Annotated in this window: 18 protein-coding genes and 1 pseudogene; 13 read left to right on the top strand and 6 right to left on the bottom strand. The window is 40.4% G+C overall.

Annotated elements, in window-relative coordinates; all coding sequences use genetic code 11:
* The first annotated feature begins 273 nt into the window (after positions 1 to 273).
* The 3 genes from glmS to MHI45_RS14680 all read left to right on the top strand — a co-directional run bounded on the left by glmS (position 274) and on the right by MHI45_RS14680 (position 3,590).
* Positions 274 to 2,106, top strand: coding sequence for a glutamine--fructose-6-phosphate transaminase (isomerizing) (gene glmS, locus MHI45_RS14690; RefSeq protein WP_076114183.1), 1,833 nt, complete (start codon positions 274 to 276; stop codon positions 2,104 to 2,106).
* A gap of 543 nt (positions 2,107 to 2,649) precedes the next feature.
* The gene (locus tag MHI45_RS14685; RefSeq protein ID WP_076114184.1) at positions 2,650 to 3,117 is read left to right on the top strand and encodes an AbrB/MazE/SpoVT family DNA-binding domain-containing protein; all 468 of its coding nucleotides are present in this window, start codon (positions 2,650 to 2,652) and stop codon (positions 3,115 to 3,117) included.
* A 14-nt stretch (positions 3,118 to 3,131) separates the two neighbouring features.
* On the top strand, positions 3,132 to 3,590 hold the full coding sequence (locus MHI45_RS14680) for a PIN domain-containing protein (protein ID WP_076114185.1): 459 nt from the start codon (positions 3,132 to 3,134) through the stop codon (positions 3,588 to 3,590).
* A 464-nt stretch (positions 3,591 to 4,054) separates the two neighbouring features.
* Here MHI45_RS14680 and MHI45_RS14675 read toward each other — a convergent pair whose 3' ends face one another.
* Positions 4,055 to 7,999 (bottom strand): nSTAND3 domain-containing NTPase, encoded by a 3,945-nt coding sequence (locus MHI45_RS14675; RefSeq protein WP_076114186.1) that lies wholly within the window; start codon positions 7,997 to 7,999, stop codon positions 4,055 to 4,057.
* A 503-nt stretch (positions 8,000 to 8,502) separates the two neighbouring features.
* On the opposite strand from MHI45_RS14675, the gene MHI45_RS14670 reads away from it, so the two are divergent.
* From MHI45_RS14670 to MHI45_RS14635, 8 genes and pseudogenes are all read left to right on the top strand, one after another.
* On the top strand, positions 8,503 to 9,198 hold the full coding sequence (locus tag MHI45_RS14670) for a hypothetical protein (protein WP_076114187.1): 696 nt from the start codon (positions 8,503 to 8,505) through the stop codon (positions 9,196 to 9,198).
* 276 nt (positions 9,199 to 9,474) lie between these two features.
* The gene (locus MHI45_RS14665) at positions 9,475 to 10,029 is read left to right on the top strand and encodes a hypothetical protein (RefSeq protein WP_341119170.1); all 555 of its coding nucleotides are present in this window, start codon (positions 9,475 to 9,477) and stop codon (positions 10,027 to 10,029) included.
* Positions 10,030 to 10,818: 789 nt separating this feature from the next.
* On the top strand, positions 10,819 to 12,339 hold the full coding sequence (locus MHI45_RS14660) for an SAVED domain-containing protein (protein ID WP_076114189.1): 1,521 nt from the start codon (positions 10,819 to 10,821) through the stop codon (positions 12,337 to 12,339).
* Between the two features lie 18 nt (positions 12,340 to 12,357).
* Positions 12,358 to 13,479 (top strand): SMODS domain-containing nucleotidyltransferase, encoded by a 1,122-nt coding sequence (locus MHI45_RS14655; protein WP_076114190.1) that lies wholly within the window; start codon positions 12,358 to 12,360, stop codon positions 13,477 to 13,479.
* The gene (locus tag MHI45_RS14650; RefSeq protein ID WP_076114191.1) at positions 13,472 to 15,295 is read left to right on the top strand and encodes a ThiF family adenylyltransferase; all 1,824 of its coding nucleotides are present in this window, start codon (positions 13,472 to 13,474) and stop codon (positions 15,293 to 15,295) included. The genes MHI45_RS14655 and MHI45_RS14650 overlap by 8 nt, the downstream gene beginning before the upstream one ends.
* Positions 15,295 to 15,795, top strand: coding sequence for a Mov34/MPN/PAD-1 family protein (locus MHI45_RS14645; protein ID WP_076114192.1), 501 nt, complete (start codon positions 15,295 to 15,297; stop codon positions 15,793 to 15,795). Before MHI45_RS14650 ends, MHI45_RS14645 begins: the two co-directional genes overlap by 1 nt.
* 569 nt (positions 15,796 to 16,364) lie before the next feature.
* Positions 16,365 to 17,009, top strand: a complete 645-nt coding sequence (locus tag MHI45_RS14640; RefSeq protein WP_179091877.1) for a TnsA endonuclease N-terminal domain-containing protein — start codon at positions 16,365 to 16,367, stop codon at positions 17,007 to 17,009.
* A 1,024-nt stretch (positions 17,010 to 18,033) separates the two neighbouring features.
* Positions 18,034 to 18,201 (top strand): annotated as a pseudogene (locus MHI45_RS14635) (IS30 family transposase); the annotation flags it as partial.
* Positions 18,202 to 18,271: 70 nt separating this feature from the next.
* On the opposite strand, the gene MHI45_RS14630 reads toward MHI45_RS14635, so the two are convergent.
* From MHI45_RS14630 to MHI45_RS14610, 5 genes are all read right to left on the bottom strand, one after another.
* Entirely contained in the window at positions 18,272 to 19,420 is a 1,149-nt protein-coding gene (locus MHI45_RS14630) for a copper amine oxidase N-terminal domain-containing protein (protein ID WP_341119169.1), read from the bottom strand.
* Positions 19,421 to 19,582: 162 nt separating this feature from the next.
* A complete protein-coding gene (locus MHI45_RS14625; RefSeq protein WP_076114019.1) occupies positions 19,583 to 20,224 on the bottom strand; it encodes a hypothetical protein in 642 nt (213 codons plus the stop codon).
* A gap of 251 nt (positions 20,225 to 20,475) precedes the next feature.
* On the bottom strand, positions 20,476 to 20,727 hold the full coding sequence (locus MHI45_RS14620) for a helix-turn-helix domain-containing protein (RefSeq protein ID WP_076114018.1): 252 nt from the start codon (positions 20,725 to 20,727) through the stop codon (positions 20,476 to 20,478).
* A gap of 16 nt (positions 20,728 to 20,743) precedes the next feature.
* The gene (locus MHI45_RS14615) at positions 20,744 to 20,911 is read right to left on the bottom strand and encodes a YvrJ family protein (protein WP_076114017.1); all 168 of its coding nucleotides are present in this window, start codon (positions 20,909 to 20,911) and stop codon (positions 20,744 to 20,746) included.
* 4 nt (positions 20,912 to 20,915) lie between these two features.
* Positions 20,916 to 21,518, bottom strand: a complete 603-nt coding sequence (locus tag MHI45_RS14610) for a sigma-70 family RNA polymerase sigma factor (protein WP_076114016.1) — start codon at positions 21,516 to 21,518, stop codon at positions 20,916 to 20,918.
* Between the two features lie 1,195 nt (positions 21,519 to 22,713).
* On the opposite strand from MHI45_RS14610, the gene MHI45_RS14600 reads away from it, so the two are divergent.
* Positions 22,714 to 23,085, top strand: coding sequence for a LytTR family DNA-binding domain-containing protein (locus tag MHI45_RS14600; RefSeq protein ID WP_256718263.1), 372 nt, complete (start codon positions 22,714 to 22,716; stop codon positions 23,083 to 23,085).
* A 12-nt stretch (positions 23,086 to 23,097) separates the two neighbouring features.
* Positions 23,098 to 23,532: a DUF3021 family protein gene (locus MHI45_RS14595; protein ID WP_076114014.1), complete on the top strand. Its 435-nt coding sequence runs from the start codon at positions 23,098 to 23,100 to the stop codon at positions 23,530 to 23,532.
* Position 23,533 lies beyond the last annotated feature (1 nt).

Genomic DNA, 23,533 nt, shown 5'->3' with positions numbered 1-23,533 from the left:
GGAAAATGAGCGGGCGACCACTCTTACAACGCGACTATGGGTGCAAATTAGAAATGTTATTTCATGGGTATGCGCTATCTGGAAAGTAAACAGAGGTCTGCTGCGGCAGAGGAGAAGACTGTGCATTTCATGAACACCTAGCAGGTGACAGGTTTATTTTGTTGGACTTATGACTACAACAGAATATTTGCTTTTTCTCAAGTAACATGCCGCACGGCACGTTTCTTTCCTTATGCCGCCCACATTACGATAAAATGGACGGAGGAAAATATAATGTGTGGTATTGTAGGATATATTGGTAATCAGAATTCGCAGGGGATCTTGGTTGAAGGATTGAAGAAGCTGGAGTACCGTGGTTATGATTCGGCAGGTATTGCCGTATTTACCAAGGAAGGACTGCAGGTCGTGAAGGCTCAGGGCCGTATGGCAAACCTGGAGTCGAGACTTGAAACCACTCCGCTGACAGGAAGTGCCGGAATCGGGCACACCCGCTGGGCGACTCATGGTAAACCTTCTGATGAGAACTCCCATCCTCACACCGATGAAAGCCAGAAGTTCTCGGTAGTTCACAACGGGATTGTCGAAAACTACCTGGACCTTAAAGAAGAGCTGATTGCCGGCGGATGCCACTTCACTTCCGAAACAGATACAGAGGTTATTTCCCACCTGATCGCCCGTGAATATGAAGGAGATATCGTAAAAGCTGTTCAAAAAGCGATCACTTTCATGCGCGGTGCGTTTGCACTGGGTGTTCTGACTGAATATGAGCCGGATAAACTAGTAGCTGTGCGTCAAGCCAGCCCGCTGATTATCGGCCTTGGCGAAGGCGAAAACTTTATCGGGTCCGATATTCCGGCACTGCTGGAATACACCCGCAACGTATATATTTTGAACGACGGCGAAATGGCTGTATTGACACGGGATGCTGTCGAACTGATGACGATTGAAGGCAACTTTATTTCTCGGGAAATGATTACTGTCGATTGGGATGCAGTTACCGCAGAAAAAGGCGGTTATGAGCATTTCATGCTGAAAGAAATTCACGAGCAGCCTAAGGCTTACCGCGATACTATGCGCGGCCGTATGAATGCGGAAGGCAACAAGGTTATTCTGCCGGAGCTGAACCTGACCGTTGAGCAAATCAAGAATATCCGCAACATCCAGATCGTGGCTTGCGGTACAGCCTACAATGCGGGTCTGGTTGGACGCAGCTTGATTGAATCCCTGGTTCGTATCCCAGTTGAGAACGATATCGCTTCGGAATACCGTTACCGCTCACCAATCGTAACACCGGAAACACTGGTCATCGTTGTCAGCCAATCCGGTGAGACTGCTGATACACTGGCTGCTTTGCGTGAAGGTCAAGCAAACGGTGCGCATGTACTCGCAATCACCAACGTTGTGGGCAGCTCCATCGCCCGTGAAGCCAATGACGTGCTTGTGACACTGGCTGGACCGGAAATCGCTGTAGCGTCCACTAAGGCATATACTTCGCAGATTATCGCGTTCACTTTGTTTGGTCTGTATCTGGCTGAAGTACGCGAAACACAAAGCGAAGCACAGGTTGCCGAGATTCTCGCGGCTATGCAGTCACTGCCTGAGCAAGTGGAAGAAATTCTGGCACAGAAAGAAGCCATCAAAACCTATGCTGAGCAAATCTCCGAGCACAAACACCTGTTCTTCATCGGCCGCGGCGTAGACTATGCGGTAGCTCAGGAAGGCTCGCTGAAGCTGAAAGAAATCTCCTACATTCACTCCGAAGCTTATGCTGCGGGTGAACTGAAGCATGGTACCCTGGCACTGATCGAAGAAGGCGTTCCAGTCATTGCCTTGGCCACCCAGGAATCCGTTCTGGAGAAAACCGTCAGCAACATCAAAGAAGTGAAAGCCCGCGGCGCAGACGTGCTGGCAATCACTCATGAAGAGCATGTAACCGACCTGCTGAGATCGGTAGATCAGGCATTCGTGATTCCTAAGACCCTGCCGCTGCTGACATCTGCTTTGTCCGTAGTAACGCTGCAATTGCTGGCTTACTACGCTTCGCTGGCTCTGGGCCACGATGTGGATAAACCACGTAACCTGGCGAAGAGCGTTACGGTGGAGTAATAGAGGGTTTGATAAGAATTCTTGTTCAGTTGTTTAGAAACAATATAGTTATGAAGTTGACATTAGAGTTATGAAGAAGACATTAAAGTTTTGAAGTGAACATTAAAGTTATGAAGTGATCTGACAATAAAAATTGGTACAACAACGCAGACATAATGGGTCGTCCTGAAATTTCAGGACGGCTTTATTTTTTTGGAATGGATATTAAGGTGAGGTGTTAAAATTAATTATTATATTTAAAAAGAAAGTAAAGCATTTGACTGAGAAATAAAGTGTTAGTGTTAAAAGAAATAAAGTATTAGACTAAAACAATAAAATTGTATACTATAAGAGCGTTTGGTTACAAAAACATAAAAGTTATACTTTTTATATAAGTTATTACTTTTGTGTTTAGTTTGACAAAATGGTCTTTTTATGCTATGATAACAGTATAAATTGTAAGGGGGTGATTCCATGAAGGTAACCATAGACCGTAACATATATTTAATAAAATTAGAGAGTTCGTTGCTGGATTAAAGTAAGACCCAAAGAGGGTAACCAGGTGTGATTGCAATAGATACAAGAAAAATTTCAATTGTTGATTTGGTGCTTTATATGGGAAGGAACAAGGCAATTTCATCTACTTACGCGCCTGCTGAAGAATCTATTAAAATAACGCGCGCTATGAAACAAACAAAGATACTAAGGATAAGGTTTCCCGCGCTACACAAGGGAGAATTTAATAACATGAGAATAGGTAGATTAATTGGTGAATCAGGGAAGGTAACAGGAAAAGGAATGGTTATTATACCCAAAGAAGTACGTAATACATTGAAAATAGAAGAGAATGACAAAATTCAGTTCACTCTGGTAGGAGATGATGTGGTATTAAGAGTGGTCAAGAGTAGTAAGTCTTTGCTTGATGTCTTTGGCAGCTTTACACCCAATAAACCCGTAGTTGATGTTAAAGATCTTAGAGATCAATTCCGAAAGGAGCTGATCGCTGATGATTTGGCGCGTCAGGAAAAGTAGGAGGAAAAAAAGTAATGATGAAGAAAATGTTAGGCGATACAAATATCGCAATTCGCTTGCTGGTTGGAGACAAGGATATTGAACTGTCGGAAGGTAAGGAACAGGTAAAAGTAATGGTAGAAGAAACCCGGAAAATTGCAGAGAAGGTAACCCATGGTCAACTGGTCTTAGAGATTCCAGATACAGTGGTTGCGGAGATGGTTTATGTGCTGCATAGTTACTACAAAGTCGAAAGAGCAGAAATATCCCGGCTGATACTTGGGCTGCTTGAAGTAGATGGGGTAGAGTCCAGCACTATTATGAAAACGGCGGTACGGGAATATGCCACGAACAATTTAGATATCGTGGATATTCAGCTGGCTGTACTGAGCCGACAATATGAACTCCCTGTCCTGACCTGGGACAGCGGATTTGAGCGACTTGACTGCGACTATAAAACGCCTAGCGATTTTAATAATTCCGATCATACCTAGTAGATTTACAAAAAGGCTTGTCCTATGCAGCACGGCGCAGCATGCAAAGGACAAGCCTTTTGCCCATTATAAGAGGGGGAGACTGACTGGATCTGCAGCGAATAAGCAACGGATCTGCAGGCGTAAAAATTGGAGTTCTTCCGGATGAAGCTAGGCTTCCCGTTAGGCCCGGCCGGCGTGAGTTCCTGGTTCTCTTTAGAAGCGCCAGGCAGTGGACCGTCAGACGGTTATCTCGACCAACTGCTTCGCCAGCCCTCCCCTTAGAAGCAAACTAAATTTAATAGCTTCTAAAGGGAGGTTTTATTACGTTTTACCAACTACTTTTAAGATGGGGCACTAGCGATAAGCTACCATTGTTCTTGTGCTGTGTTATCTGCTTAATTTGCGTTGTCCGCCGCTAATCTGCAATATTATGCTATTCGTATAATGTAAGCTTATCGCTTCCTACAACAGCCGTTGCGCCTTCACAGCACCCAATGCTCCAACTCGTAATGATCTTCAAACGATCGCGCTTGCTCGGAGCCCGACTCGATAAGCTGATGTCGATTAGCTTCAAGCAACCGACCAATTTCGTCATCGGTAATACGCAATTTGCGCAGCGTGTTGCCAACTATCTTGTTTGTTAACGTCATTCTCGGCGGATTATGCTCATATACCAAGGTAATAAGTGTTTTAAAATTGTCGAGCCGTTGTCCATGCTTCTCAGCGTCGGCAAGAGAGGCTTTTGCTTGCTGCTCAGCATAATTCATATACTTCAAGCAAGTCTCTACGACTTCATGGTCGATGCTCATTCTAGAGCACAACTGGCCCAATACAACATCACTTTCAAATAGCTCTAACAAATCCTCTCTATCATCACACTGGTATTGCACAGCTTCAATATTCTCTGCGATAAATGTGAAAAATTGCTGTCGCTCCTCCTCTGAGCTATGGGCAAGCAGCAAATCCCACATTTGTTTATTACTTTGGTTGTTTGTTGCTGTAACCGTCAGCAACTGACTAAACAACGCCTGTCGTTGAGCGGGATTAGCGACCATCCTCGTATACACTGCCATACTGTCTTCAAATCGGGGAATATCATGATTGTAAAGGGCATCTATAAATTCCCGCAATGCGATATCGAAGCAGCGTCCCTCTTGTGGTCGCCCCAATACCTCCACGATAACACGATTCCATAACTTTTCGTTATGACCATGATAGCCATTCCACCATAACGGCTGCGGGTAACCGCATTGGACGTTGAGGCAGCATTCCAGCAGTCCCTTTGCCAACAACCGATCCACTATAACGCCAATCTCTTGTTCAAATAAGACCTCGCTCAAAATCGCAATTTGCACTTCATCAGGAACAGCGCGGCGATTCAGTGCAACTCCACGCAACCAGCGAGCATCTTCTCGTTCCGATTGCAAAACTTCTATTAGCCTTGCTCGTTCGATACTTGACAACAAGGGCCAGTGGTCTATCAATTTACCAATCGTAACCGTGAGCAAACTAGTTTGCCGAACCTCCAGCAGTTCTCGGAGCAGCTCCACTCTAACTTCAGCAGCTTGTCCTGTTCCTTTCAGCAAGTAATCCGCAACACTCATGCCATAATCCTCCGGTAGATGATGCTCGCTATAATGATGCAGCCAACGATGCCAAGAGCTTGCCAATTGGACAATCCGCGCCAAATCATCAACATAGGCCAGAGACTTTCTGGCTGCGTTCACCATATGCGCTTCATTCATCTTCATAAATTTAGATGGAAAATGGTTCAGCAACGCAATAAACACATCGTACCAAACAAGCCATAGTTCGCAGGTCTCCTCGACTGAGAGCTTATCCCAGGCTAGTCCATCCCTCGAATACTGATCCTCGAAATATTCTAAAAAACGTTTGGAGCGCAGCGCAACAGACATGATTGTAAGTGAGTTCCTAAAATAGTTTAAAATGTCCGATTTGGCTTGCTGAGAATAGCAGCTCCAACTGGACAAAGCACCGCGAAACAGCTTATAAATATACTCCGGATGTTCTTGTGGCTCCAAGTAGCTTGTAATATTCTCGAACGTATAAGCGAACTGTTGAAACAGGCGTTCTACCGCTTTCGCTCGAATAAAGCTTTCATCACAAGCTAGCGCTAGCCGAATAATGTGTAGCAGATCCGCGGGTTCCATTTTGTCAACAACGCGAACTGCTAGCATATACTGTATTTCTTCAGCACTAAGCGGCTCGCTTGCCGCCAATTTTTGCAGACTTGCTGCATATCTGTCCTCATCCCATTCCAGCCAGTAGAAACTGAACCGACGCTCCGTTGCTGTATTAAAATACGGTTCGCCCTTATGCCACAAAATGTCATTGTCGTTCATCGTGTTTTGAACTTTTGCAGCACGCACAAACGCCTTCTGCTCCTGATCGTCCAACTCATTCAGCCGACTATTGAAATACATAATGACCCGATCCTTCACAGACGGAAACAACGAATGTAGACTTCTTAACAGTAATACCTTGACTCGCTGTTTAAGCATAGCATCTTGTGTCTCGGCATACTGCCACTCTGCCATCATAAGCGCACATAGGTTTCCGTCTTTAGATGGTGAAGCCAGACTTCGACCTAACATGCGGAAGTTGCTATCCTTGTCGGCAAAAACGTCCTCCAGATTCGTTTGGAGTAATATTTTGCTCGCGTGGTAGTAAATCGGATGGGTAAACACAATCGTTTTATAAAACGAATCAACTTTGATATAACCACGGTCGCGTAAATCTCGAAGCGCTTCTCTATCGTTGACCGTAATCTCATACGTTGACTGGTAGGCTGGATATGGCGGTGTCTCCGCAACTTTACCCCCCATATGATAGGCAACCGACTCTTCAGACTGGGAACTAAGTGCGGGCTCCTCCGTAGATTCACTTAAGAGAAACGCTAAATCGTAAAGTTTGGCCGCTCGATAGGTGTTGCAGCTTAAACCAAGCGCTATAAACACACGTTTGCTGTACTGCCCCTGCTCGTCAATTTGCCGTGCTAATCGATTAGAGTCGATCCGTGCTTCATTAACGATTACTGACTCCGCCCATTGCTCAAGCACACCCAGATCAGGCTGCGCATAATAAAGATGCACAATTTGTCCTGGTTGCAAGACGCTTGTATGTTCATTACGCTCCAGCCAGTCCCGCAGGCGTAGAAACAATGCCGCAGAAGAAGTCGACACACCATAATAGCGCATCCAGATCTGCTCTCCGAGCGCAGCCTCATTAGCCGTCAAATCATGCCATAAATGTGCCTTAATTCGGCATTCCGCAATTGAGTCCCGACGTAAAGTATGAAGCAAAATATCGCTGCGTGTTGTCACGATTAGTTTGCGATGTGGACCGCAGGCTTCCAGCAGCCGTTCGACTTTAGAGACAAGCTCTGCCTTTTGTGGATAAGTGGTCATGGAGCCAAACGGGTCCTCCAATACGAGCAATCGTTCCTCATGGCTCACATGCCGCAAAAAAGCGAGCGCACCGCTATCCCCATCTAGCTCACTTGTTATTTTCACTCTAAAGCCAGACTCCTGATAACGTTGGGCAATCTCCTTCGCCAAATACGTTTTGCCACAGAAGGATACCCCAGTCAACAACAGCACATGGGATGCTTCTAAAACTTCACTGCAGACGGACATTTCGGCGCGCGGTACGAGCTTCTCATCATAGGGGAATACTCGATCGCCGTTGTAAGCAGCAAGCAGTCTAACAACATCCTCCGTGATGGATTGCCCGGAATCGCGTCCTTGCCGAACTAGCTCATCCAGCTTACTAATGACGTCATTTGTTTGGCTTTGCGGAACGGCGTATTTTCTATTAAGCAACCGTGCTAGCCGTTCATAAACAGTATCCCAGTCCATAGACTCCCAGACGCGGTTCTTTTTTAAAATCTTCCTAAGCTGAATTTTTGAGTTATTTCTAAAAAACTGCTGCAAAAAACGCCGACGTCCCTGCCCAGTAGGAGTTGCATCTGTGTAGTGAGCCAACACATTTGTTTTGACCCGATCCAATAAGTCGTTGCCCATCCCTGCCGTTAACGGCAGATAAACCTCATTGGAATCTACAAAGAGGCTCACGTCGTCCTGGCAGCGGGCATTAGTTACAAATAATACAAAGCGATTGGCGTCCTGCTTTAATTTCTCCAGTAAGTTCATATCTCGGCTATGCTTGTCAAAATGGCTAATCCAACTCGAAAACTCCGCCAAATCAATTTGATCAGAGCGATCCTTCACTTGCACGTCCAAAATATAAGGATTGCCCGCGGCCTGAAAGGTAATACGCGAATCTTCACCATCCGCACATTCGATATAGATGCCAACATTTTCTTGATCCAGCAGCTTCAGCGCCACATAAGCAGAAACGAGATACTGGTACTCATAGCCTCGAACTCCTGCGATTTCAACGGTCATCCTGTCACCCCTCATCTAGTCAGCCTGAATAGACCAAAAGCCATATTGCAGCTCTTATGGTTCTGTTACCCATCATTGTAGTTCTATCCCTATCCTTAATTCCCCTCCTGTAAGTGGTGAATTTACAGCAAAATTTACAGAATTATAGAATGAAGGAAGCGAAAAAAAGAATAAGACCACCGCAAGAATAAACGTTTGAGCAATTAGAGCTGTCACTGTGAGCTTACCATCAAAGCAAAAAAGTTACTTTTCATTATGCTGGACGAAAAGGAAGAATAGGTACAGTAGCCGCAGGTAACTTACTTATTCTAGGGCTAAGTGGCACATTTGACGAAGCCATCGTAGCCCAAATAGCCATGAAATCCGCAATTCCTCGTAAGTTTTTTGTAGGAACGATAGTTAGTAGCTATCTCTCAATGAAGAAGACAATCCTTATTATCACATACAAAATATAGACAATAATTTAAAATAAATGAATAAACATTAGATATGGAGTGGTTTTATTGTTTGGAATTCAGGTATCCGTCCTTATTGTAGCGGTTTTCACAGCATTTATAGGCTATCAATTCAGAATTAGAGAAAAGAAAAGAGATTTAGCTCATTCAGAAATAACAAAAAGCTATAATGAGGTTTATTCTCCAGTTAAGTTTCTACTTAAAGAGATCAACGAGGAGCCTAGCAAAGAAGAAAAATTAGTACTCATTGATAATTTTTTTAATAAACATGGTTTGAGTGGTTCAAAGGGGCAATTAATTGGAGCTTCTGAAATATTAAATAAATACTTTGAATTGAATGCTTTGTATAAAGCATTCAAGCATGATCAAAGTGCTTACGAAGATAAATTCATCCAGAGCCTGAAAAGTTTCGAAGTGCAAATAACAAATGAATTTTGGGATGCTCATGACATTATCTATAAAGAACATATTAGATACAAAAAACATCATTTTAATCCGGTAAGATCTCTATTCTTAGATCTTCTAGCAACGATCAAGTTTATGACAGAACTAGCGACAAGTATTGTATTTATTGCATGGGTAGCAATACTAACAGACATTGTATTAAAGTTACATATTTTTAATGAAAAATCAGTAGCTGTTATATTAGTATTAACCGTTATGGTGGCTTTGTTTTATGCTATGACATTCATCTACTATAAAACATTTTATAAACCAACTAACAATCGTTATAAGATGAAATGATTTGTATTAATTCTTAATTTAGCTTTACCTTTCTACAACTATTATAGATTCACTTTGATCGTATTCTAGAATGAGGATGTCTGCATATGGATAATATTCTAAAGATACTTCTAGCTAGTAGTAGCGTGATTGCATTAAATTTTATTTAAGACTATAACTTCTAATGACTTTGATAAATTGCTAATTCCCAAATACCAAAAAATGCTGCAGGTGGTTTGTGCATTTATACTTCTAATTGCTCTTTTCATTGGGTATGGAGTGTTATTCGCGTTCCTTATGAATCAAGTCAAAGAAAATAGATATACAGATTTTGTGATAGGTATCCTATTACTTGTATATATTATTGCGTTAATAATCATTGGTTGTATCTGTATATCAAAAAAACAAAAAGAAAAAAAGACAGGTAGGGAAATCAATTACTCTGAGAAAAAAGTTGAATATTTAACCATAGGTATGATTTTTTTAAATCTTATTATTTATGCATACTTTTTAAACGAGTCCTACTTAAAACCGGTGAAAAATGGAGCGTATTACTGGGATCTTATTTCATGTATTAGTGTGTTTTTTATGATTACGTATCTTTTAATGAAAGCACAACTTTACTTACAAGGCTTTAAGAGAAGACGCTGGAGTTACGTATTATCTCCGACTCCTGAGAAAATAGAAGAGCGATATTTACATGTTTTATATGCAATATCAGCCACACAACTTGTTCTTTCTGAAGATGGAAATTCCCAGTACCGTCGCCATCACGATCAAGCTTTCGAGAGTCTCCAGAAGATCCTTTTTGCCATTCGTGAAGAGGTAGGAAATAAATATCCGGTAAGGTAGGTGTATCTACAACAGATTATACGGAGAAAGGGTTATATCCGGAAGAGTTAGCGCACATTCTTATGGGGGGGAACCGATTAAAATGCTATCCATGCATTATTGATGGGATAACCCCTTTGAGACTAAAAGATATATATGGCACTTATCAAGTACCTCACACATAGCAGTCATTTATCAGCATGTACAAGTACCTGTTATACTTGTAGGAAACATTCACTCGTAGTTTAGCGGACCGTATTCTTGAGATCGCTTGGCTGATATTATTACCATTGGTCGCCCGTTACAGATCCCGATTACGGGAAAAGCTCACTGAGTGAGAGTCAATCCTTTGAGGGTAATTCGATGCAAAGAAAACAATTATTTACATCAATATGAATGCTTGTTTTTTTGTAGTGATACCCCTTGTACGCTAACATAGTCTAGCCTTGCTCCTACCTGTCGGGAGGCGAAGAAGCTGTTGAATCAGTTCCGGTACTCGAGATCCAGAACATGTTCAGTATCCTGTACCCGGCAATAACTTGGAGAATACCACATCCAGGATCTAAATTCGTATTTAAGAAGCTACGGTCAAATCTTTACTGGAATACTTAAACTTAGCGGACAGGGTATTAAAAATCAGCAAGGAAGTCGCAGCAGACCTTTTTACAGCACTCCTTTGACTATGTACATACACTTTTTCCTTTGCTGCGCAACTAGGAAAAGTAATTGGGTAGTTGAATATGAAATGTTATTGTGAGATAATAATTAAGGGAACATAAGTTCTTTAATTTGCTTATAGGACTGTGATGTATGGGGAAAGCAATTGATGCAATTAATGCTGGTTTGACGTATCAGAATCTGTATTTTTGGTTATTTGCTTCTGAGTTGCTCCATAATGATACCAATATTAAGGAAGTATCATACGAAGATGATCGAATTAAATCTCTTGATGATGTTGTAGTTGAATATATTGAACCTATAAGGGGGGATTACAGCGTCGACGATGAAGTTACTATGGACTTTTATCAGGTGAAATTTCATGTAAAGAATTCGCAACAGATAGAATTATTAGACCTCATTGATCCTTCATTTATTAATGCCTCTACACACTCCTTCTTAAATCGCGTACACGATGCTCTGAAACAAGGATATACTAAAGCCCGCTTTCATTTAATTACACCATGGAACATTAAAAAAGGCGATCCATTAGAAGTTTTATTGGACAATCATCATAACAAATTACAATTGAATGCCTTATTTGATGGAAGGCAAAGGACTAAAATGGCCTTAGCTCGAAAATCAATGATGCAACATCTAAAGTTAGATAATGAGGCGGAACTATATGCCGTTTTAAGCAGCATTCGCATTCAACATAGTAAACCGGGGATTTCCTTGTTAATCAAGGAACAACTCAATTCTAAATTAATGCTTGCAGGACTTAAACCCCTTGATTTCAGAGTCCTTGTAAATCCTTATAATGATTTGATAGTAAACTGTGCAAGTAAAGGGAGTAAGCGCTTTAATAAAGATTCCCTTATAAAGCTCTGTCGCGCAGAACGGTTGTATACAGGCCAACCATTGTTGTACAAAGATGATATTCCTGTAGGAATTCGAAGTTTTCTTCCATATACGGAAAATTTAGAGGAAGAAACAAATCATCTGTTGTGTCTTAGTGACCACTTTGACGGACGATTACTTAAATCAGAAAAAAGTTGGAATGGAGATATTTACGCTAGATTAGTAGAGTTTACCCAGAAAATCTTTTCTCCAGGTAATGCATATCTCATTCAGTTCAATACTCATCTTTCTATAACATTTGCTGTAGGTTTAATCCTTAATCCAAAATCAGGCGTTAAAGCCTTTCCTGTTCAGCGTGGAGATGGATTAATTGCATGGATTCCGGGTGTACATTATGAAACAACTCCAGATTATCCAATGTTCAATGAAGAAAGCATAGATAACCCTGTAGCTGAAGGGGATACAGTTGTTGCTATCAGTATAACTCGGAATGTTAAATCTCACGTTGAGTGGTACATTGAGGATAGCGGATTATCAATAAAATCGTTTTATCATTTTTGTTTGCCTTTAGAGGGCACTAAGGCAATACAGGATGGTACACATGCCTGGTTATTAGCAGAACAGGTCATCCGGATTTTAGATAGGCGCAATCCGAGACAGAGAAAAGGCAAGGTTCATTTCTTCTTTGCTGCTCCTGGTGGTTTTGTTTTTTTTCTTGCTCAACAAGCAGCCAATATCCCAGAGATCATTTTATACGAACATGATTTCTCTGGCGATGGATCATATTCACCTTCGCTCATACTACCACTCTAAAAATTCGGAGGTATTATTGTGAATATTCCTACTTACTTTGCCAGATTCCTTAAAGAAATTCGTTTAACGGATAATCAAGTCGATGATCTAATCAAAGGACATACTACGTTAAGAAAAAGATTAAATGAAGACGAAGATATGTCTAAGATTATTGTAAGTACGTTCCTGCAAGGAAGTTACCGAAGATCTACAGCTGTTTGCCCAAAAGGGGATAGTCGTTCGGATGTGGATGTCATTGTGGTGACAAAGTTAAGTATGGAGGAATACAGCAATCCAGAAGATGCTATCAAGGTTTTCGAACCATTTATGGAGAAACATTATGCAGGAAAGTATCAGATCCAGGGTCGTTCCATAGGAATTTCTCTGAGTTATGTTGACTTAGATGTAGTCATAACAGCTGCTCCCTCAGAGAGTGAGGAAGGTATTCTGGAATCAACAAGTGTTACCGACATGCGCCCACTGGAAGATATTGAAACATGGTCATTAAAGGGATCATGGAAAGTTCTGAATGAAACATTTGAAGCAAGCTCTATTTTTAAGACGTATTCCAATGCTAATGAGCCAGAGTGGAAAACAGTTCCTCTTTGGATTCCGGATAGGGAAGCCGAGGAATGGAAACAAACAGATCCTCTGGCACAAATTAAATGGACACAAGAAAAAAATAAATCATGTAACCGGCATTACGTCAACGTAGTGAAGGCACTAAAGTGGTGGAGAAGAATAAACAACGTGCCAAAACATCCAAAGGGATATCCATTAGAGCATCTCATTGGTTTATGTTGTCCAGATGGAATACAAAGCGTTGGCCAAGGTGTAACTGAGGTTCTGGAGGCCATAGTGAATAACTATTCAACAAAGCCGTTTATGGCAGACCACGGTGTACCGGAACATGATGTAATGGGCAGAGTTACTGATGAAGAATACGATGAGTTTTATGAGTTGGTTAAAAAAGCAGCAGAAATTGCTAGAAAAGCTTCAGATGCCACCACTGTTAAAGAAAGTGCAGAAGAATGGAACAAACTCTTCGGTTCGAAATTTCGGACATCTGAGGCTACAACTACTAATCAGAGTAGTTCTGGAGTCTTTTCAAAAAGAGAAAACCCAACTGGCTCAGATATTGTAGGTGGACGGTTTGGATAATCCTTTAATACCTGAAAGCATAATAATTGGGTGCACCCAATTAGAAATTGTTGCAGGACATCAGCAACTTCAAGACCTTTATTGGTCTGAAAGTTTTAAAAATTGGATTCTTCGGTTTAGTATAAATGTATCAGGGATAGATGAACGTTCTATCCCCCATACTACGAATTGGTATATGTTAATAGATCCTCTTTATCCAAGAGGGTCTATTGGTATATACCCCGACAAAGTAAATAGTATTACTCAAACCTATCAGCACATGAATGAAAACAAACTGGTAGAGCATTTTCCTTGGCGGCTAGGAAAAATATGTACTGATTGGGATAATGGTCAGCTTGAGTTATTATCGGATACTGAGGAACAGATGGATTCAGATCAACGTATTTCATGGCATGTTGAGCGATTAAAAAAATGGTTGCTTGCTGCTTCAAACAATTCTCTGGTGAACTCCGGGGATTATTTCGAATTGCCACATTCATATTATGATGGAGAACTGTTCATTGCTTTCGCAGAAGAACAAAAGCATCTTATACAGTGGAATGGAATGAAAAGTAGATCCGGTTTGGTATCTCTTAAAGAGATACCAGAATATAAGAACGCTTTATTTGTTTCTGACTTTTTTGATAGGAAATCGAATATGATACAAACATATAGCTGGGGGAAACTAATCGGAACTAGCTTTGAACCCATTCTTTACTACGGGGTATGGGTTTTGCTCCCGTTCTTGCCCATTTCCCATCCCTGGACTTATCCCAAAACAATAAAGGAATTAGAAGCTATTTGTAAGAAACATCATTTTGATATCTGGCGAGAAATATATGGGCACATGCATGTTTTCAGAGAACAGGAACGACACAATTACCTATTGATTGGATTTCAAATTCCCCAATCAGTTGGAGAAGAAAATGTAATTGTGCATTGGATAAGTATTGAAATTGCGAAATTAACTAAAAAAGTAAATAAGATTACAGGATTCAGAAGAGCAAATGACTTTTATTTTCAACGAGATCGCATAAACCATCTACATCCGGAAAAAAGCTTAAAGTATGTTCGTACAGAAAACTGGAGTAAAGAATCAGTGCTTAGCCGCGGAAGGTTAAATGAAAAAGTGCATCATGATAGTGTGTTTTTAATCGGTGCGGGAGCTCTTGGTTCAGCCATAGGGGAACTACTTTCTCGTACAGGTATTTCTAAAATAATTGTTTGTGATAATGATATTTTAAAAGTTGGTAACTTATCTCGGCATACGCTCGGTATTAATCACTTATCCATGAATAAAGCTGAAGCATTATCGTATAGAATTAATTACAATAATGTACACACTTGGTCTGTAGCCATCACCAGTGCTTTTCCTAATTTGAGTGAAGATGAAGTAGAGGTATTGGAGAGTCAAGATGTCATTATTGATACAACAGGAAGCGACGCAGTTATTGACTTTTTATATTCTTTTGACTGGACACTTCCGAAAAGGTTTGTTTCAGTGTCACTTGGATTCGGCGCAAAACGGATGTTTGTTTTTTTGTCTAACAAACACCCATTTCCACGCCAGTCCTTCTATAACTTTCTCAGACCGTGGATTGAATTGGAGCGCGAAGAGAATAAAGACATTATCTTACCTAGAGAAGGTATAGGATGTTACCATCCTTTATTTCCTGCTCGCTCAGATGACATTTGGATGATGGCTGGACTAGCGATAAAAGAAATTGAAGCATGGTGGATCCAACCATTTGGCTCCAACATATTTGCTGTGTATGAACAACAACATATAAATGGATTGCCAGCTGGCGTTTTACTAAAGCGGCGAGAGGTGTTTTAATGCTTGTTCATAGATATAGAGATATTGAAAGCAAGCTTGAAGTTGAATTTAGTGATGATGTATTAACATTTATGTTAGCGCAATGTACCTTAAGTGGAGAATTAGAGACAGGTGGTATTCTAGCCGGCTACTATGATGATGAGAGGAATAGGGCTGTTATAATAAAGAGTAGTGCTGCTCCTGCTGATTCGAAACAAACAAGAACTAGATTTTATAGAGGAGTGCAGGGACTCAAAGATTGGCTTAATACTTTGTGGAAGATAGACAAGGCCTATTATGTGGGGGAGTGGCATTTTCATCCGTTTGCATCAAGTAGAATGAGTATGATTGATTCTAAACAAATGAACTCAATATCTAAAAATAAGTCAATGAACTGTCCAGAACCTATATTGTTTATCATTGGAGGGAACCCTCGGAAAAACTATTCTGTTTCAATCAGCATTTTCATGAAAAACAAGAAGCCGATAGAGCTTAGTGAGTATTTACTTGAAATAATCTAGAAATAGATGTTTAAAATAAGTTTTGAAAAGCGAACCTAAATAAAGGGCCCGATTGGGAGCCCTTTATTTAGGTTCATTATAATGTTTAAGTTGGTAGTTTTTCTTGAAACGTATGAATTAAGGAGAGGTGGAGATAATAGAGATAAGAAACCTAGTGAGGTATTTAGTAATGAATTATGATGACGTTTATAAGCTGCATCTACAATTACTGAGCATATACGAAAAAAATGAGCGATATTCACGGAATCACCAAATACAGATAGATTACTATAAAAGGCAGTTGATCATGTTTACTGAAGATAATGTTCAACGTATTTTTGTTTTAAATCAACTGCTAAAAATTCATGAAAAGACTCGTGAAGATCTCGTCAATCGTTGCGCAAACCATTATTTTTCAAAGGATGTTAATGCTGATTCCAGTATATAGAGTGAAAAAGCTCAATAATAAAAAGTGGAGACAGTTTTGTTTGAGAAGAGTCAGCTGAGGTTAATGGGGTACATATACTGCAGCCAGAGACGCATAACTAATTAGTTATGCGTCTTCTATGTTTTAAGAGGAGGATGAGATAGTGTCAAATCCTGTTTATAAGACTCATGCAAATCGGATTAAGGATGGAAGAGGGCAAGGAAGAGGAGCCGACTATATTCCTTTTATTCAGGCAAATGATAATAAAGTGGCGTCAGAGGGATGGTTAACCCGTACTCCAGGGTGGCATTCCAATCGAATACATCATACATTGTCCAAATATGAGTATCAATATTTGCTTGTACAAGATTGGGCAGACAAAGTTATAGATATCCGAGAACAATATCCCCTTCCAATTGAAGAAACACAAAGAATAGCGAAAAAATTAAATATAATTCATGCGAATTTAAAGGGACAAGATGTAGTTCAGACTTCTGATTTTATGTTAACCGTTCCAAAGGGTGAGAATGGAACAATGGAAGAAGCCAGAACTTTTAAACCAACAAATAATTTGACTAAAAGGACGCTTGAATTATTTGAAATTGAAAGACGGTATTACCAAGAAATCGGTATTCAATGGAAAGTGGTGTTTGATGTAGGAAGACCCATTAATTTCATAAAAAATATTGATTGGTTGCACGATGCAAAGCGGCCAGACGTGCGGCCGGGTATGGATAGCGAAATGGTCAATATCATTGCTGAACCTATATTTAAATTGTTGAAAAAGAATGATCAAAAGAAATGTTAGTGTTTCCTAGATGGCGTATCCATCAGATAACACCATATTCAAGCATTGGGGTTATCGTCCCTCGGTCTGCCAGAGGGATTTCGGAATTCTAACGGGTACCGATAGTTGAATGACAGAAAAAAGCAGACCAAGAACTGTATTGTTTCAGTATTGGCCTGCTTTTTTGTGATGCTCCCTCAAAAGATTACATTGAATACATGTAAACAATGTGCAGAGTCTTATACTTCAAGGTTCTTTAACACGCTCGTTTAGATAACGTTAAAAAATATACGCTAAGCCTTCGGATGTGACCGGCTTAGCGTTTTTTCTTACTCGCGCGCCTAGCCAAACTAGGCACAACTAGCCGGTGAAAGTCCGGTCGGGGAGTCAAGTCGCCTCATAGCTGGCGGGCAACTGGTGGAGAGATCCTAAGGTTGAAGCCCCGTGACAAAGTAGCACCTATGGAGCGCGAACAAATCAGCAGGCCGTAACATCAAGTGAATCCTGCCGCACGTCAAAAAGAACCCGAACAGGGACAAGAGAGAGTCGAGCCCCGGAGTTATGGGTGAAGACCACGGAACGCGTGAAGCCCTTGGAAGACAGCGCGGAAGAACTCTCCGATGTAAGGGGAACGACATGTTGAGAAAGTTGTGTCTGGAACTAGGGAGCCCCTGCACGACGAACGTCGTAAAGAGCAAACCCATAAGCCCGAAAAGTGAAGTGGTGAGCTGCAGGAAGGGAGTCGGAGGGGGGACATATTACCGAGAAGTGAGGACAACAAAACCCCATGGAGGGAAGGGCGGCGAAAGCCAATACCCTACTTTGTCCATGTGCCAGAGGAGGTGAAAGTCAGTGAATGCAGTTAAATCTGCTAACTACGCCAAAGTAAAAGCTCGACAACTCCAAAACGCACTATACCTCGCGTCCAACGGGAATCCAAGGCGGCGGTTTCACGCGCTGTACGACAAAGTGCACCGCGGGCGTATACTTTGGGAAGCATGGAAACGGGTCAAATGGAATGGTGAAGGCTGCGTAGATGGCAACGGGGCTCAACGAAAACGGGAATGGCCTCCTACGAGAATTCTTCCCCAAGGGTCAGACTTTGCAGATGTTACGGAAGAACATCGGGCTGATTAATAATCGTCCCCGCAAATGTCTCGGCTGGAAGTCGGCTCACGAAACTTTCATGGATGAGGTGTCGCACTTAGCTTGACAAACCGTCTTTTTAAAAACAATGGCTAGTTAAAGTTCTAAACAATAAGAACTTCAACTAGCCAATTACTTTATGGCGTTACAAGCTCATGGTGATGCCCATTCAGCTCGATTCTATAAATTCCAATCGTTTTTTTTCTTTCATCAGAGCTTAGACCGCCAAAGCGTTGATAGCCAAATGTAGTAATGCCATTATCAGTAATTGGCCAATTATAGACCTTAGCTAATGTGTCAAAACCATAATAAAATCCAGGCATACCTAAATAATCAGTAGACCATTGTCCATTGTTAAATGTTGCAGATTTTAAATTGCTTGTTTCTTGAGGATTGGGAATACCACGCCCATATCTAATCAAATAATAGACATCGTTTAAATATGTTTTTACCGCCTCTATCGGTGCTTTTTCAATCGCTACCCTTGTAATCTCTTCTCCTTCCACACGGTATAAAATAAACTCCTGCGTTGTGTCCCAGGCATAATTCAAATAAAAATTGCCCATATCTGTATTAAACCATATATTCCCCAGTCGAACTAAGTTTTTATCCTCGATCAAATCTTGATAAACAAAAGGCTCGAATTGATTAAAAGTATTGCTAAATAATAATTGACCGTTTTCTTTAATGACTGCCATAAAACGATCACTATAGACAATGGACTTTCCTTGGTACAGTAATTTTAAAACAGGGATAAGATTAAGGTTTTCGATTGCTGTGGCGTTAACATCCCTAATTATAATCAAGCCATAGGGTTGAATCTGTGCATTTTTTAAATACAAGACTCTTTTATTAAATGCCTCACCCATATATCTTAAAGGAATATACGTTGTATTGTTATAAATGCTTGCAGCCACGTCCATTACGCTTGATTTACCGTTTATAGTAATATTTTTATTTCCTATTTTCAAGAAAACGGTATTCGTAGCGTACTTCATGGTAATGGACTGTTCTTTTGTATTAAAATCTACCTTGGCACCAAATCCTTCAGAAATAAAACGAAGGGGTACTAGTGTACGTCCATCTTTCACAATCGGCTTAACGGCTGATACTTTCTGCCCATTAATAAATGCCATGGAGCTTTCAGGAGAAAGAATCATACTATTTTTCAAGTCGGATTCTGTTACATCTTCATAATAGTCATGAAGATTTTCCGCGTGTGCCGCAGAACCAAAAGCCAGGAATAATGTAAAAGTAAATAATGTGATGATAATTTTCAATTTCATTACTACACCTCTCAATAATGAATTTTTAAAGATACATATATGTAAAATTTACAAATATATGTTATATCCATATTGTACACTTTTCCGTCAGGGGTTGCTACCCCACTGCAAAAGAAGTTGGTCCCCCAAAAGAACTTTGGGGAACCAATATAGATTTTTTATTTATAGATTTTTTACAGATGCATATACGTCAGCATTACCAATCCATGTCTTATCCACAATGTACTTTTTTCCGTCAGGGGTTGCTACCCCTAATGGCCATTCTTCTGTCGATACATTACTACCTGTTGTAAAGGCAACCCAATTACCATTACTATCTTTATATTTCATTTCATAAGCTCTCACTTGATCATGTAGAACACTCCATGGATCTAGTGGTGGAGTATACCCTGTATCTTGACTAGAAGCAAAGACTAGCCGTGCAGCGTTCGTAATAGGATCGAGCTTTTTACTGAAAACTTTTAAAGTAGAACCATTTACCTTGAATTCGGCCAAGCCATCTGCGTTTTTTTCAATTGAGATTGTGACAGTAGCACCGTCAGCGTATAAGTTGCCATAGGTTGTGGCGCCATCCCCATTCATAAAAACACGCCACTTTAAAACACCATTCTCTTTCCAAGCAGTTTGGTTTCTACATGATATGCCGCATTCATAACCATTAATGCCAACATAGAAATTAATATAATCCCATTGTCTTGGTAAAGTTTTATTGGCCGGTAATGTTAATGTTGCTTTGAACCCTTTGTCATTAAGATGACCGTTTTTGATTCTTACAAGCTTTGAATATTCATTATAAGCTGACATAGTTAACTACTTCCTCTCATTTTGTTTTTTATTGATATTTTTTATAACTCAGTTGGGGCTTCGAGTGGTTCCCCAATGCCACTCGATTTCTATTTTACTGGGTTATATATAGTAAAGTGTGATCTAAGAGCGGAAAAACAACCTATTTATTTGTTTTTTAATATGAAGTTTCAGAGTCTAGCCGGAAAGTTATTTAACAAAAAAACACATCCCATTGTTAGGACGTGTTCACTTCATACGATTTAGATTAATCATGCTAACCCTTGTTTGCAGCAGTATCTCGACAAAAAAGATGTAAAATCCGGACTATTTGTCAGATCGTACGAAAGAATTTTTTTAATCATGGTTTCAACGATAACTTGCTCTAGGTCATCTTGACGATCGGCGGCAACATTCATGCGTTGGCTCCGAATAGCAGGAAAAAAGGATTGAATAATTGCTTCTAATGCTTTATGGTCTCCCTTTTGTGCGAGTTGAACTAAATCAAAAAGGTCATCCCTCATAATTTCCCTCACTTTGTTATTTTTGTTTGTGGATAATAGCATCGATTAATTGAGAAATGCTTTCGGTTAGTTTATCGAGTTTCTTTTCAAATCGCGTAAGAAGATACCCAGTAATTACAATTGGAAAACCAACCTGACTAATTGCCGTAAGTAAGTATGTTAATGGTTGCTGCCCCTCCCCCATATAATCACCCCCTTCTTTGCATTGCTTTACGAAGTTTATCTAGTGCAGAGACTCGAATTTTACGGATCGCTTGTGGTGAAACCCCGCAAATTTTAGATACCTCGTTGTCTTGGTAATTCATTGCGTAAACCAATGTAGTCACATATTTTTGTTTATCTGTTAACGACGAGAAGGCTTTAGCGAGGTTCTCATTCGAGATAGTTTCTTGAAAATGTGATGGGTTGGTAAAGGATTCTTCTTTAGGCATTTCTGCGAATTTATATTGGATTAATTCACCCAAATTTGATCCTTCGGCTTCTTCTGAAAGTGGTTGATCGAAGATGACTTGATTGCGCTGCTCGTATTTCCGGTTAATTCTCATATGATCAATTGAACAATACTTAATGGTGTTGGAAAGATATTTAACAAGCCGGATTCTAAAAAAATGTCTTCGGAAATTATCATCTAGCAACTTTCGAGCATCATGATCCCCTTCAATTGATTCAAGTAATAGGAGAATATTGTCCTCGATTTGGAAAAATCCAGTAATAACTTGATCAGAGAATAGTGATTTATTAATGGCTTTGTAATGACAGAATTTCTTTTTTTGGATGTCAGAAAGACTCATTCATATCACTCCTTAGATTAAATAATCCCTCACTGTTAAAGTGTTAAATATATACAATAAAACAACCTATATGAGAACAAATGTTCTGTTACTAGCCGTAAAAAATGATCCTTCGCAAATTTCGAAGAGATCACATGTTCTTTTTATGGTAATATTATACTATATTTTCCAAAGGTTTTGCCGACAATTTTCGGGTCAAAAGAATAATTATTTTCGCGATTTTCGGAACGTAATGCCGCTTAAGCGCAGACGAATCGAGGAGAACCAGAAGTAGAGCTCCGCGCCATTTCTCCAGCCACCGCCGTGGCTGTCTACCGCGCTTCATCGTATGCTAGAGCCTACAGGAGAAGCATTTTGCAAATGGTTTTGAACAGCAGGAGACCTATAAGATGACGGGAAAGGGAATCAAGGAATTCATCATCCAAAACGGTAGAGTGAATCAAGATACTCTCATTCGAAACTATTATGGCGCTGAGAGAGTGATGGAATCGGAATAATTTGTTCATACTACGATAACGGAGACGATAGCACAATAAACTACACCACGAGGCTGCCGCAGAATGAACGGCAGTCCATTACGCTCCCTCAAAACATTAGTTTAATAATATCAGCGGCAGTCTAATACTTTATTTTCACCGAACAACAGGAATTGAACTTCAGACGAAAGCTCCGCCCTATGGAGTGACCATCAATTATTCAAATGAATGACGCTTCGGATGTGACAGAGGGTTGAGCAATAAGCGGAGAAGCTTTCTATCGCAATTCGGTTCTGCTCCTTGGCCTGATTGATAACATAGGTATGATGCTTTATCTGGAAGAACACAAAGAAGGGAGTAAGGAATGATGTGAAATTCTGTACCGGCAAGTTACCGGTTAGTGATCCAACTTCCATACGCATTTCATGACAATTTTGATTCTCGAGTAATTCTGCGGTCAGCTCTCCGTTCATTTTGACCATTTGGCTTTTGGCAATTGCTAATCCGAGCCCTGTTCCTTTGCCCGATCGGGAGTGGTTTCATAATTACTCCTTCCATTAATCGATATGATGTATAATGGCGGCATATAAAAATTCGGCTAAATCTTCATCGCTATGTTCGAGATAATAATTTGAAATCCCGAGGGTGATCCTATTAAAATTTCCATCGAAGAAATCAGCAGAGATCAAGAAGAGGAGATCCGCATCAGGTGTCATGAAGTGGATGACGAAATAAACGAGATTGTAAATAAGCTGACAACAGAAGCTCTCGTTATACTGGGATATCAGGATGACAGTGTGAGCCGTATTAATCTCAGTGATATCTATTATTTCGAGGCTGTTGACGGAAAGGTGTTTGTGTACAGCAAGAACAAGGTGTATGAAGTCAAACAAAAGCTGTATGAGCTAGAGGAATTATGCAGTGAAAAGAACTGTTTTCGTGCATCCAAATCTACGATTTTGAATATTGCCAGGATTGCAAGTATTCATCCGTCCATAAGCGGCCGGTTCGTAGCATTGCTTGATAATGGGGAACGTGTAGTTATCTCAAGACAGTATGTACCCGTGCTCAAAAACAGACTTGGATTATAAGGGGAGATCGACATGAGGTTTTCTGAATTTGTAAAAGAGACCATTAGGGAGTTCTTGATGATCTTCGCATCCGTAGTCATTATAATTACAATTTTACGGCAAATTTTTGCTCCCGATATAGCCTTTGATTTGAAGTCGATATATATCCTTATGGCCTTTTCATTTTTGAGTGCATTAACGGGAATTATTTTGTATGCTCCTCATGGGATAAGTGAGAAGAGAATGCGTGTCCGAATTGTCGTCCATTTCTTCACCTTAGAGATCCTTTTGATTTCTCTTGGCAGCTTAATTGGTGCTGTAAGTAGTGTATCCGGCGCACTCACTCTTGCAATCGAAATTGCAGTGGTTTATGCCATAGTTCGTCTATTGTCCTATGAGAATGATAAAAAGGAAGCAGGCAGGATCAACGAAAGACTAAAGGCAGTTAAGAAAGGAACTTACGAGTAGT

The organism is Paenibacillus sp. FSL H3-0321 (assembly GCF_038002865.1).
Lineage (GTDB): Bacteria > Bacillota > Bacilli > Paenibacillales > Paenibacillaceae > Paenibacillus_AQ.
The sequence above is the reverse complement of the archived record's forward strand: the minus strand, read 5'-3'. Positions and strand labels throughout refer to the sequence as shown.

Excerpts from the sequence above, each read along its gene's own strand:
- glmS (WP_076114183.1), top strand. The coding sequence starts at position 274 with ATGTGTGGTATTGTAGGATATATTGGTAATCAGAATTCGCAGGGGATC.
- MHI45_RS14680 (WP_076114185.1), top strand. The coding sequence starts at position 3,132 with ATGATGAAGAAAATGTTAGGCGATACAAATATCGCAATTCGCTTGCTG.
- MHI45_RS14675 (WP_076114186.1), bottom strand. The coding sequence starts at position 7,999 with ATGACCGTTGAAATCGCAGGAGTTCGAGGCTATGAGTACCAGTATCTC.
- MHI45_RS14665 (WP_341119170.1), top strand. The coding sequence starts at position 9,475 with ATGAATCAAGTCAAAGAAAATAGATATACAGATTTTGTGATAGGTATC.
- MHI45_RS14660 (WP_076114189.1), top strand. The coding sequence starts at position 10,819 with ATGGGGAAAGCAATTGATGCAATTAATGCTGGTTTGACGTATCAGAAT.
- MHI45_RS14645 (WP_076114192.1), top strand. The coding sequence starts at position 15,295 with ATGCTTGTTCATAGATATAGAGATATTGAAAGCAAGCTTGAAGTTGAA.
- MHI45_RS14630 (WP_341119169.1), bottom strand. The coding sequence starts at position 19,420 with ATGAAATTGAAAATTATCATCACATTATTTACTTTTACATTATTCCTG.
- MHI45_RS14625 (WP_076114019.1), bottom strand. The coding sequence starts at position 20,224 with ATGTCAGCTTATAATGAATATTCAAAGCTTGTAAGAATCAAAAACGGT.
- MHI45_RS14620 (WP_076114018.1), bottom strand. The coding sequence starts at position 20,727 with ATGAGGGATGACCTTTTTGATTTAGTTCAACTCGCACAAAAGGGAGAC.
- MHI45_RS14615 (WP_076114017.1), bottom strand. The coding sequence starts at position 20,911 with ATGGGGGAGGGGCAGCAACCATTAACATACTTACTTACGGCAATTAGT.
- MHI45_RS14610 (WP_076114016.1), bottom strand. The coding sequence starts at position 21,518 with ATGAGTCTTTCTGACATCCAAAAAAAGAAATTCTGTCATTACAAAGCC.
- MHI45_RS14595 (WP_076114014.1), top strand. The coding sequence starts at position 23,098 with ATGAGGTTTTCTGAATTTGTAAAAGAGACCATTAGGGAGTTCTTGATG.